This window comes from Clavibacter sp. VKM Ac-2872 (assembly GCF_015351105.1).
Taxonomy (GTDB): domain Bacteria; phylum Actinomycetota; class Actinomycetes; order Actinomycetales; family Microbacteriaceae; genus Clavibacter.
Genome location: NZ_JADKRR010000002.1, coordinates 130,327 through 141,329 on the forward strand (window position 1 = coordinate 130,327; position 11,003 = coordinate 141,329).

Below are 11,003 nucleotides of genomic sequence, written 5' to 3' on the forward strand. Positions count from 1 at the left end.
CGCATGGCCCAGCACATCACCCGCGCCCTCCCGGCCTCCTCTGCGAGCATGACCCGCATGATCCCCTCCACCTCCTCCCGGTTCCGCAAATCCGTGCCCAAGGCGAAGGCGGGAGATCGGGTGGCGGTGCTGAGCCCCGCGTTCGCCGCGCCCGGCATGGCGCCCGAGGTGCACGAGCAGGCGATGCGGCGGCTGCGGGAGGCGACCGGGCTGATCCCCGTCGAGTACCCGACCACCCGGCGGCTCGGCGCCAGCGCCCGCGACCGCGCCGCCGACATCACGGCGGCGTTCGCCGACGACTCCATCCGCGCGATCGTCTCGACCATCGGCGGGGACGACCAGGTCACCGTGATCCCGCACGTCGACATCGAGGAGGTGGCCCGGAACCCCAAGCCCTTCCTCGGCTACAGCGACAACACGAACCTGCACAACCTGCTCGCGGGGCTCGGCATCCCGAGCTTCTACGGCGGATCCACCCAGGTGCACCTCGGCGCCGGCCCTGGCATCGACGACGTGCACCTGCGCTCGCTGCGGGCGGCGCTGATCGAGGGCGGCGAGCTCGAGATCACCGAGCCCGGGGAGTCGGAGGACCACGGGATCGACTGGACGGATCCTCGCGCGCTCACCGAGTCCGGCGAGCGCCACGCGACCGAGCCGTGGAAGTGGGCCGGCCCGGCGCGCACGGTGGAGGGGCCGACGTGGGGCGGCTGCATCGAGGTGATCGACCAGATCGCGATGGCCGGGCGCATGCCGGAGGTGGCGAAGCTCGAGGGCGGGATCCTGCTGCTGGAGACGAGCGAGGAGGTGCCGTCGGCCGACAGCGTGCGGCGGTGGGTGCGGGGGCTCGGCGAGCGCGGGATCCTCGACGTCGTCGCAGGCGTGCTCGTCGCCCGGCCGCCGACCATCGTCATGGGCGCGCCGGTGCCGTCGCCCGAGGAGCGCGCGCGGCTGCGGGCCGAGCAGCGCGACACCGTCATCGAGCAGATCGCCCGCTACAACCCGCGCGCCGTGGTGTGCGTGGGCGTGCCGTTCGGGCACACGCGGCCGCAGTGGATCCTGCCCCACGGCGGCACGGTGCGGCTCGACGGGGCCGCGAAGACGGTGCACGCGGACTACAGCTGACGCGGGGACGACGGGCGCGGCCATGGAGCACTCGAACCTGCCGCGCGGCGCGACGTTCCGCGGGAACCTGCTGTCGCGGCTGACGCTCGTGGAGCGGTCGCAGGCGGAGGGCGTCGCGATCGTCGAGGGCGTCGAGTTCGCGGAGGACTCGACGACGCTGCTCACGACCTCGGGGCACCGGATCCGCATGCCGGGGTGGGCGACGAGCGAGGAGATCCACGAGGCACTCGCCGCCGTGATGCCGCTCGCGCCGCTTGACACGGACTGCTGGCAGAGCTTCCCGTACGACATGACGCCGTGGGCGATCTGGCTGACGCTGCACTACGACCTCGCGTCGCTTGAGGGTCACCTCGATGACAACGTGCCGGGGCTGCACCTGGTCGAGGTGCATCGCGACGGCGATGTCGCGCGCATCGTCTCGGGGCTCGGCGACGAGCGCTTCCGGCACGAGGTGCCGCTCACGGAGCAGCCGCTCGCCATCCCGGTGGACATCGCGTTCGAGGTCATGCGGCTGCGGCGCTGAGCCGCGCGGCCCGCCGGGCGGTGGCGCGGATCGACCCGGTGGATAGGCTTCGCGCGTGACGCTGCAGAACCACCCCGGCGAGGTCGAGTTCCCCGTTCGCGCGCGCGTGCGCTACGCCCAGATGCTCAACGCGCAGCGGATGAAGCCGCACGGCGGGAGCGGGAAGCGGGCGCTGCTCATCACGGCCTTCGCGCTGCCGTTCGGGGTCGCCGGCGCGGGGCTCGGGATCCTCGTGGCGACGTCCGGCCCGCCGGAGGGCGGACCGGCGATGCCCATCGTGCTGTTCGCGCTCGGGATGGGCATCGGCATGCTCGTGGCGGCGATCGTGTTCCAACAGATCGATGCCCGGGCACCGCGGCGGGACCAGCTCGACTACGTGGCCCAGGCGCGGATCCGGCCGCTGCTGCTCGAGGAGCAGCAGCTGCTCGCGCTCGACGCCGTGAGCGACTTCTCCTTCGGCGGCTGGAACTCGTCGCTCGCGTTCCAGCCGACGTGGGCCGAGATGCCCGCGGAGCTGCGCACGAAGCACGCCGACGGCGCGACCGGGCACGAGTGGGCGGGCCTGCCGATGACGACCCTCGCGCAGCATCGCGCCGCCCTCGACACGCAGTTCCGCATCGCGTCGCGCGACGACATCGAGCTGTTCGTGGCGGATGCGCTGGCGCAGGGGCCGCAGTCGGCGCGCTTCGCGGAGCTGGCCGCGTCCGAGGAGGCGGAGCGCATGGTGTCGCGCATGGCCGCGCTCACCGGACGGAGCGAGTTCGAGATCATCGACCTGACCCGGCCGCACGACGGCCGCCCACCCGTGCTGCTGCTCGCGGGCGACAGCGAGCGCACGATCGGCGCGATCCGCTACGCCTACATGGCCGGGTACCTGCCCGCGGACGACGCGTGGGCGCTGATCCGGCAGATCGGCGCGCGGGTCTTCGCGACCTACGACGGCTGGGACACGTACTGGGCGGACGCCGCGCTCGCGCTCGCCTTCCGCACCGACAGCCTCGACGCGGTGATGTCGCAGCGACGGGTGCGGGATGCGCTCGTCGCGTCCGCGTGGCCGGCGGCGACGGTGCCGTGGCCGGGGGCCACGACGCCGCAGGGCTGACCCGGCGGATCAGTCGCGCGGCTCGCCCGTGAGGGGGCGGATCACGCGGTGGCCGTCGAGACCGCGCGCCGCCTCGAGCACGTGCGCGGGCGTGATCGCGAGGAGCGCCGGATCCGGGATGGCGGAGAACGTGTCGCCGAGGCGCTGCGACGCGTCGGTCAGCACGATGTGCGGGCCGGATGCGGGCGGGCCCCACTCCTCGGGCGGGGCCGGGCCGAAGATCACGACCGAGGGGATGCCGTAGGCGGTCGCGAGGTGGGCGGCGCCGGTGTCGGCGGAGATCACGAGGTCGGCGGCCGCGATGATCCCGGCGAACGCGTCGAGGGCGAGCTCGCCCGCGAGCACGGTCTCCGTGGGCATGCCGGCGATCGCGGCGACCTCCAGGGCGCGTTCGCGCTCCTTGTCCGAGCCGGTGAAGACGACCGTGCGCCCCTCGTCGGCGAGCGCGCGGGCGACCTCGGCGAAGCGGTCGACGGGCCACTGGCGGGATCCGTAGGCGGCGCCCACGTGGATCACGACGGCGTGCTCGGCGACGGGCGGCTCCGCGGGGACGAGGATGCCGACGTCGTCGGGATCCGCGGGCATGCCGTGCCAGGAGACGAGCCGGGCCCAGCGGGAGCGCTCGAGGACGTGGTCCTCCCAGGCGGGGCCGTCCGCGGCGGGCATCCCGTCGAGCTCGGGCGCGGCGTGGCCGAGGGTGCGATGCGCGCGCAGCTCGTGGAGGAGGGCCCGGCTCTCGATGCCGGCGCCGTGCAGGTTGATCGCGAGGTCGACCGTGCCGGGCTCGCGCGCGATGGGGTGGTCGAAGCCCTGCTGCGGGAGGTGCTCGTCGACCATGCCAAGGAGGCGGACGACGGGCGCCAGCCAGCCGGTGGCGGCGAGCGAGATGCGGGCGGCGGGGTGCGCGCGGCGGATGGCGCGGAGCGCGGGGACGGCCACGAGGATGTCGCCGAGCTTGATGGCGCGGAGGACGAGGATCTCGGCGGGGTTCGCGGCGGCGTCGGGGAGGGCGGCGGGGACGCCGGGGGTCTGCATGGATTCCAGCCTGGCAGAGGGGACCGGCGGCGACCGGATCGTGCCGCCGCCGGATCCGCGCGGCGTCAGGCCGCCCGCACCCGCCGGATCAGCCGCGACACCACGAACCACACGACGAGCAGCGCGATGATCCCGATGGCCGCGTACGAGATCAGGCCGCTCCACTCCTCCAGCACCGGGCGGATCGCCGGGCCGAACGCGAAGCCGAGGCCGACCCAGATGGCGTTCCAGGCGCCGGATCCGACGACCGTGTAGAAGGAGAACCGCGCGATCGGCATGCGCTCGATGCCCGCGGGGATCGAGATGAACGAGCGCACGAGCGGCACGCAGCGGCCGAGGAGCACGGCCGTGCCGCCCCAGCGCGCGAAGAACGCCTCCGCCTTGTCGAAGTCGGCGTGGTCGAGCAGCGGGATCCGGCCGACGAGCCGGCGCGTGCGATCCCGCCCGAGGGCGGCGCCGATCGCGTACCAGATGAGGGCTCCCACGAGGGCGCCGACGGTGGCCGCCGCCCAGGCGCCCCACGCGCTCATGCGGCCCTCGTAGGCGAGGAAGCCGGCGACGGGGAGGATCGCCTCCGACGGGATGGGCGGCACGAACGTCTCGATGAGCACCGCGAGGCCCACGCCCACCTCCCCCAGCGTCTCGATGAGCGAGAGGACCCAGCCGACGAAGCCGTCGTACCCCTCGCTCGGATGGATCTCGCCGGGGGTCACTGCGGTGATGGCGCTCATGCGGCCTCTCGTCTGTCGGGGGGTCGGGCGTCGGTGGATGCGTCGGGTGGTGCGTCGGATCCCGTGTCGGGGACCCGGGCAGCCTAGGGAACGCGTTTCCACATCCGCTGAATCGAACGTGGTCCGCACGGGGGACGCGCCTGCACCCGTCGGGGGACGACGCGGGCGCCCCCGCACGAGAGGCTGGATCCGCGGCCTCGTGCTGCGCCGCCACCCGCCCGACGCCTCCCGAGGAGCCCCGCCGTGATCCACCCCGCCCGTCGCATCGCCCGCACCGCCCGCCTGGCCCCGGCACTGGGCGTGGCGCTCGCCGCCGCCCTCCTCGCGGGATGCGCCGCGACACGCGCCGAGGCCCCGGCGGCCTCGCCCGCGCCCTCCGCGTCCGCCGCCCCCGCGGTCGACCAGGCGGCCGCCGACGCCGCCTTCGCCGCGCTCGAGGAGCGGTTCGGCGCACGCCTCGGCGTGCACGCGGTCGACACCGGCACGGGCGCCGAAGTCTCCTGGCGCGCGGACGAGCGCTTCGCGTACGCCTCCACCATCAAGGCCCCGCTCGCGGCCGCCCTGCTCGACCGCGTCGGCGTCGCCGGGATGGAGCGCGCGGTGCCGATCGAGGCGGTCGACATCCTCTCCTACGCTCCCGTCACCGAGACGCGCGTGGGCGGCACGATGACCCTCCGCGAGCTGGCCGAGGCCGCGATGACCCGGAGCGACAACACCGCCGCGAACCTCCTGCTCGAGGCGCTCGGCGGCCCGGCCGAGCTGGACGCGGCGCTCACGGCCCTCGGCGACGGCACCACGGTCGTCTCCCGCACCGAGCCCGACCTCAACGAGGCGACCCCGGGCGACGACCGCGATACGACGACCCCGCGCGCGGCGGCCGCGCTGATGCGGGCGTACGCGCTCGGCGATCCGGACGCCCTCGCGGATCCCCTCGACGACGACGAGCGCGCCCTCTTCACCGGCTGGCTGAAGGCCACGCAGACCGGGGCCACGCTCGTGCGCGCCGAGCTGCCGACGGACTGGACGGTCGGCGACAAGTCCGGCAGCGGCGCCTACGCGAGCCGAGGCGACGTCGCGGTGATCTGGCGGCCCGACGCGGCGCCGATCGTGATCGCCGTGCACTCCGCGAAGGACCAGCAGGACGCGACGGCCGACGACGCCCTCATCTCGGGCGCCGCGAAGGCCGCGGCGCAGGCGCTCGGCGCGCTCGGCTGACGGGCGCGGGCGGGAGAAGGAGGGGGAGCGCGAGCACGGGCGCCGCGATCAGCGCCCGCCGTCCTCCGCGAGCAGCGCCAGCGCCCGGGACAGGTCGGCGACCGCCTGCTCCGCCACCCGGTCGGCGCCGTCGTCGTGGCGGGCGAGCCAGGCACCGATGATCCCCTGCATGCCCGCCACCGCGAGCGCCGCGCATCGGCCGGCGCGCTCCCCGTCGAGGCCGGCGGCGGCGAATCGGCGCCGGGTCTCCTCCACGTAGCGGCCGTGCTCCCAGGCGGGCAGGTCGGCGAGCGCCGGGATCCGCTGCACGGTCGAGGCGAGGTCGAACAGCACGCGCTGGCGGTCGGGCTCGCGGCGAACGCGGTCGAGCTCGGCGCGGAGGGTCAGGGCGACGACCTCGCCGAGCGGTGCGCCCGCCGGATCCGCGGCGGCCTCCAGCTGCGCGACGACCGCATCGACCTCCTGCCGCAGCAGCGCGCCGAGCAGCTCCTCCCGCACGCCGAAGCAGTAGTGGAAGGCGCCGTGCGCGAGGCCGGCTTCCGCGGTGATGGCCCGCGTGCTCGCCCCGGCGACGCCCGTGACCGCCATGACGCGCACCGCGGCGGCGAGGAGCTCGGCCCGCCGGGCGTCCCGTGATCCGTACGCGCGGGTGCTCTCGGAGGCGGCCTTCATGGGAGAAAGCTACCAAGCGCGACAGATTGGGCCGGATGGCCGAATTCGTCGCCTAGCGTCGGAGCATGAGCACCGAGCACCCCGCCACCCCCGCCATCCGCACCGCGCGCACCACCGACCTCGATGCCGTGACGCGCGTGCTCGCGGATGCCTTCGCCGAGGATCCCGTGCTGGCCGGCTTCGTCCCCGCCGGCCCGCGGCATCCCGAGCGCCTCGCCCTGCTGTTCGCCGCGCTCCTCGCCAGCGGCCCGCTCCCCGCGGGCACGGTCGACGTCGCGGTGGACGCCCGCGGCGGGATCCTCGGCGCGGCCGTCTGGGAGGCCCCCGGCGGCATCCCCGCGCACCGGACCCTCCGCCAGGCGCCGACGTTCCTGCGCGCCCTCGGCATCACGGGCGCCGTCCGCGCGGCCATCCGGCTCCGGACCCTGGACCGCGCGCGACCGGGGCTCCCGCACTGGCGCCTCGCCGAGGTCGGGGTGGGCGCCGCGGCGCGCGGGCTCGGCGTCGGATCCGCGCTCCTCGCCCACGGTCTCGCCCGCGTCGACGCCGACGGATCCGCGGCCTACCTCGAGTCGTCGACCGCACGGAACCGCGCGCTCTACCTCCGGAACGGCTTCGCCGAGCTGGGACCGCTGGCGGGCGTGGCCGGCGCGCGCCCCGTGGCGATGTGGCGGCCGGCACGCGCGGAGGCGCCGCTGGCGTGACGGCGCGGGATCAGCGCACGGGGATCAGACGGGGCAGCGCACCTGCGTGCGCGCCCCCGACCGGTCGATGTCGTGGTCCGGCATGGGCTCGCCGCACATGGGGCAGAGGCGCGACTGCGGCTCGGGCACCGGGTCGTCGGTGTAGGGCCCGAGCGGGGGCGCGCCGAGGTACGGGCGCAGGCGCTCGTTGAAGCGCTCGACGGCCGCCCCGAAGCCGCGCGCACGCCGCGGGCCGTCCTCCCCGTTCTTACCTCGCGTCATAGTATTCAGTGTACGCGGTAATTCCACGGGTGGTGAGGGGCGGGCATGGCGCACGAGGGCACGACGCACACGGATCCCCTGGCGCTCGAGAGCCAGCTCTGCTTCGCCGCCGTGCTGGCGGCGCGGTCCGTCGTCGCGCTGTACCGCCCGATCCTCGGGCCGCTGGGCCTCACGCATCCGCAGTACCTCGTCATGCTCGCGCTCTGGGAACGCGACGGCCGGTCGATCTCCGACCTCGGCGGCGCGCTCGCGCTGGAGCCCGCGACCATCACGCCCCTGCTCAAGCGCCTCCAGTCGGCCGGCCTGCTGGAGCGCGCCCGCAGCGTCGAGGACGAGCGCGTCGTGCGCGTCACCCTCACCGACGCCGGCCGCGCGCTCCGTCGCGAGGCCGAGCAGGTGCCCGCCCGGGTCGCCGAGCGGACGGGCATGACGCCGTCGGAGCTCGCCCGCATCCGCGACGACCTGCACGCGTTCCTCGCGCGCATCGACGCGGCGCCGGATCCCGCGGGCGCCTAGCCCTGGTATCGGTATCGACCGACGCAGACCAGCGGACGACCGGTCGGCGTCGCCGACTCCCTCACCAGGCAGGGCTCGCGCGATTCGTGCACCGCGACGCATGCTGGTCTCTCGACAGGCCGTGGCGGGGCCAGTATCCTGGACCATGTAGCGCCCCAGGACTATTCGACTCCGGTCGGACTCCTGGGGCCATCGTCGTTAAAGGAGCGCGATGATCGATCCCGCCACGCTCACCGCGCTTCCCGCTCTGCTGAGCGCGCCGAGGTTCGCCCGCTACCGAGACCGCTACTCGGGCGACGACGGACTCGGTCTCCGGCTGTACGCCTGGAACACGGAGCTGACGGCGGCGTGCTGGGGTCCTGTGAGCGTGGTCGAGGTCGTGGTCCGGAACAGCATCCACGACGCGATGCGACGCGACAGGCGCGACGACTGGTGGGAGGAGCCGCACGTGCGGCTCCTGGACCGCGAGCGCTTCGCCATCTCCGACACGATCGCGAAGCTACGTCGACGGGGCATCGATGAACCGACGCCGGGACAGGTCGTGGCGGCGACGAGCTTCGGCCTGTGGGTGGGTCTGACCGACGCCGGGCTCCCTCGTGACCCGCTGCTCAGCTACGAGACCGCGCTCTGGCAGCCGCGCATCCAGCGGGCGTTCCCTCACCTCGGGCAGGTGAGGCGGAAGGAGCTGTACCGCAAGCTCGACGGCGTTCGCATCTTCCGCAACCGGCTCGCCCATCACGAGCCCGTCTACGCAGCCCCGATCACGCGCATCCTCGCGGACATGATCGACATCGCGGGGTACGTGCACCCGGACGCGGCTGCCCTCATCGTGGGCGCTGGACGCGTCGAGTCGACCATCGCGCGCATGCGGGCAGCCGTCGGCTCGGGTGAGTGCTGCATCTGACCCACGCCCGTGACGGTTCTCCGCCAGCGTCGGGCGACGCGGGGCGCGGTGGGGGACGATGGATCCATGACCCTCAGCGCCGACGGCACCCTCCAGGACGGGCGGGCGCTCGTCGGCCCGGTCGACGCCCCCGAGCTGCACGTGATGACGTACAACATCCGGCGCCTGTTCCGCCGGTACCGGCCGGGCAGCCCCGACCGCTGGGCCGACCGCGAGCCGCTCCTCGCCGAGCTCCTCCAGCGGGAGCAGCCCGCGCTCCTCGGCACGCAGGAGGCCATGCCCACGCAGGGGCGCGCCCTGTCGCACGCGCTCGGCCGGCACTACCGGCGGATCGGGCACGGCCGCAACGCCGACGGCCACGGCGAGGGCTGCCCCACCTTCTACGACATGCGCCGCCTCGAGCTCACGAGCTGGCGGCAGGTCGCCCTGTCGGACACGCCCGCGGTCGCCGGATCCCGCAGCTGGGGCAACATGGTGCCGCGGATCGCCGTCGTCGCCGACTTCATCGACCGCGCCACCGGCCTGCCGCTGCGGCACGTGAACACGCACTTCGACCACCTGTCGTGGCGGTCGCGCGAGGAGTCCGCGCGGATGATGCTCGAGATCGTCGCCGAGGTGCAGGTGCCCACGATCGTCGCGGGCGACACCAACGCGGGCGTCGACACGGCGCCCCACCGGCTGCTCATCGAGTCGGGCGCGCTCGTCGACGCGTGGCCCGCCGCGCGCGAGCGCCTCACGCCCGAGTGGGGCACGTGGTCGAACTACTCCGCGCCCAAGCGCACGACCCGCCGCATCGACTGGATGCTCGTCACGCCCGACGTGGAGGTCGCGCGGGTCGGCATCAACACCACGCGCATCGGCGGGCGCGCCCCGAGCGACCACGAGGCGCTGCAGGCGGTGGTGCGGTGCTGACGGACCCCACCGCCCCGACCCCGCCGGACGCGCCGGCGCCGCCCGAGGACGTCGCGGCCTTCGCCGGGCTCGCCGGGCTCACCTTCCTGCAGCCGCCGCGCGGGATCACGGCGATCCTCGCCGACGCCGTCCGCGTGATCGGGCTGCTCACGTTCCTCTTCTCCGTGTTCGCGTGGACGGGCACGACGTCGGCGATGTTCGCGCTCGCGCTGCTCGGGCTCGCCGCGCCGCGGGGTCTCGGGGCGAGGCCGGGGCTGGACCTCGCGATCGGGATCACGACCCTCGTCTCGGCCGCGAGCAACCGGCTCGACCTGTACGAGCGGCTGCCGTGGTGGGACATCCCCGCGCACCTCGTCACGACCGCCGCGTTGGCCGCGCTCGTGATCCTGCTGGCCGATCGCGCGGGCGCCATGGTCGACCGGCGCCCGCTCCCCCTCGGGTTCCTCAGCCTCACGGTGGGGCTCGCGCTCTCGGCCCTGTGGGAGCTCGGCGAGTGGGCGGGGCAGGCGTGGCTGGACCCGGCGATCCTGACGGGCTACGCCGACACGATCGGCGACATGGCGGTCGGCGGGCTGGGCGCGCTCGTGATCGCGCCGCTCATGCCGATGCTGCTGGCGCGGTCGCGGTGGATCGGGGAGGCGCCCGCGCGCTGAGGGCACGCGGGGTCGCCCGGCCTCGCCCGCTCACGGGGCGCCCACGCCCGAGGGCGCTGCTCCTCGTCCGCGCGGAGGAGCGCGGCGCCCCCAGGAGAAGTGCTCGCCGCCGGGTTTGGGAGGAGGAGCAGTCGGGTACGTGCCCGTCATGCGCTCGCCCGGGAACGACCTCGAGGCCGTCCTGTTCGACCGGGACGGCACGCTCGTCGTCGACGTGCCGTACAACGGGGACCCGGCGCTCGTCACGCTGATGCCCGGCGCCCGCGAGGCCGTCGACGCCGTGCGCGCGGCGGGCCTGCGCGTCGGCATGGTGACCAACCAGTCCGGCATCGCGCGCGGCCTCATCACGCGCGACCAGGCCGACGCCGTGAACGCGCGCGTGCAGGAGCTGCTCGGCGCGTTCGACCTCGTGCTGCTGTGCCCGCACGGATCCGACGACGGCTGCGACTGCCGGAAGCCCCGGCCCGGCATGGTGCTCGAGGCGTGCCGCACGTGGGGCGTGGATCCGTCGCGCGTCGCGGTGGTGGGCGACATCGCGGCCGACATGGGCGCCGCCCGGAACGCCGGCGCGCGCGGCGTGCTCGTGCCGACGCCCGTGACGCGCGAGGAGGAGGTGGCAGAGGCGGAGCTCGTGGCCCCGACGATCCTCGACG

13 protein-coding genes and 1 pseudogene are annotated in these 11,003 nt (G+C 74.9%); 10 read left to right on the plus strand and 4 right to left on the minus strand.

Annotated elements, in window-relative coordinates; translation table 11 throughout:
* Nucleotides 1–57 precede the first annotated feature (57 nt).
* From ITJ40_RS10855 to ITJ40_RS10865, 3 genes are read left to right on the plus strand one after another with little or no spacing between them, the layout of a single operon-like run.
* Nucleotides 58–1,122, plus strand: coding sequence for a S66 peptidase family protein (locus ITJ40_RS10855; protein ID WP_228512337.1), 1,065 nt, complete (start codon nucleotides 58–60; stop codon nucleotides 1,120–1,122).
* A gap of 22 nt (nucleotides 1,123–1,144) precedes the next feature.
* Nucleotides 1,145–1,645, plus strand: a complete 501-nt coding sequence (locus ITJ40_RS10860; RefSeq protein ID WP_194667087.1) for a hypothetical protein — start codon at nucleotides 1,145–1,147, stop codon at nucleotides 1,643–1,645.
* A 55-nt stretch (nucleotides 1,646–1,700) separates the two neighbouring features.
* Entirely contained in the window at nucleotides 1,701–2,747 is a 1,047-nt protein-coding gene (locus ITJ40_RS10865) for a DUF1266 domain-containing protein (protein ID WP_194667088.1), read from the plus strand.
* Nucleotides 2,748–2,756: 9 nt separating this feature from the next.
* On the opposite strand, the gene ITJ40_RS10870 is transcribed toward ITJ40_RS10865, so the two are convergent.
* Both ITJ40_RS10870 and ITJ40_RS10875 read right to left on the minus strand, forming a co-directional pair.
* Nucleotides 2,757–3,782, minus strand: a complete 1,026-nt coding sequence (locus tag ITJ40_RS10870; RefSeq protein WP_194667089.1) for a glycosyltransferase family 9 protein — start codon at nucleotides 3,780–3,782, stop codon at nucleotides 2,757–2,759.
* A gap of 65 nt (nucleotides 3,783–3,847) precedes the next feature.
* Entirely contained in the window at nucleotides 3,848–4,513 is a 666-nt protein-coding gene (locus ITJ40_RS10875; protein WP_194667090.1) for a DedA family protein, read from the minus strand.
* Between the two features lie 243 nt (nucleotides 4,514–4,756).
* On the opposite strand from ITJ40_RS10875, the gene bla reads away from it, so the two are divergent.
* Nucleotides 4,757–5,728, plus strand: a complete 972-nt coding sequence (bla, locus tag ITJ40_RS10880; RefSeq protein ID WP_194667091.1) for a class A beta-lactamase — start codon at nucleotides 4,757–4,759, stop codon at nucleotides 5,726–5,728.
* Between the two features lie 48 nt (nucleotides 5,729–5,776).
* On the opposite strand, the gene ITJ40_RS10885 is transcribed toward bla, so the two are convergent.
* On the minus strand, nucleotides 5,777–6,400 hold the full coding sequence (locus tag ITJ40_RS10885) for a TetR/AcrR family transcriptional regulator (RefSeq protein WP_194667092.1): 624 nt from the start codon (nucleotides 6,398–6,400) through the stop codon (nucleotides 5,777–5,779).
* A gap of 65 nt (nucleotides 6,401–6,465) precedes the next feature.
* On the opposite strand from ITJ40_RS10885, the gene ITJ40_RS10890 reads away from it, so the two are divergent.
* Nucleotides 6,466–7,104, plus strand: coding sequence for an N-acetyltransferase (locus ITJ40_RS10890; RefSeq protein ID WP_194667093.1), 639 nt, complete (start codon nucleotides 6,466–6,468; stop codon nucleotides 7,102–7,104).
* A 24-nt stretch (nucleotides 7,105–7,128) separates the two neighbouring features.
* Here ITJ40_RS10890 and ITJ40_RS10895 read toward each other — a convergent pair whose 3' ends face one another.
* Entirely contained in the window at nucleotides 7,129–7,365 is a 237-nt protein-coding gene (locus tag ITJ40_RS10895; RefSeq protein WP_194667094.1) for a hypothetical protein, read from the minus strand.
* Between the two features lie 45 nt (nucleotides 7,366–7,410).
* Here ITJ40_RS10895 and ITJ40_RS10900 point away from each other — a divergent pair, with 45 nt between their 5' ends.
* The 5 genes and pseudogenes from ITJ40_RS10900 to ITJ40_RS17070 form a co-directional block, all read left to right on the plus strand.
* Nucleotides 7,411–7,881, plus strand: coding sequence for a MarR family winged helix-turn-helix transcriptional regulator (locus tag ITJ40_RS10900; RefSeq protein ID WP_194667095.1), 471 nt, complete (start codon nucleotides 7,411–7,413; stop codon nucleotides 7,879–7,881).
* A 211-nt stretch (nucleotides 7,882–8,092) separates the two neighbouring features.
* A complete protein-coding gene (locus tag ITJ40_RS10905) occupies nucleotides 8,093–8,785 on the plus strand; it encodes a hypothetical protein (protein ID WP_194667096.1) in 693 nt (230 codons plus the stop codon).
* A gap of 66 nt (nucleotides 8,786–8,851) precedes the next feature.
* The gene (locus ITJ40_RS10910) at nucleotides 8,852–9,697 is read left to right on the plus strand and encodes an endonuclease/exonuclease/phosphatase family protein (RefSeq protein ID WP_194667097.1); all 846 of its coding nucleotides are present in this window, start codon (nucleotides 8,852–8,854) and stop codon (nucleotides 9,695–9,697) included.
* Nucleotides 9,691–10,350, plus strand: coding sequence for a hypothetical protein (locus ITJ40_RS10915; RefSeq protein WP_194667098.1), 660 nt, complete (start codon nucleotides 9,691–9,693; stop codon nucleotides 10,348–10,350). Before ITJ40_RS10910 ends, ITJ40_RS10915 begins: the two co-directional genes overlap by 7 nt.
* A 148-nt stretch (nucleotides 10,351–10,498) precedes the next feature.
* Nucleotides 10,499–10,990: pseudogene (locus ITJ40_RS17070) on the plus strand (D-glycero-alpha-D-manno-heptose-1,7-bisphosphate 7-phosphatase); the annotation flags it as partial.
* Between the last annotated feature and the right edge of the window lie 13 nt (nucleotides 10,991–11,003).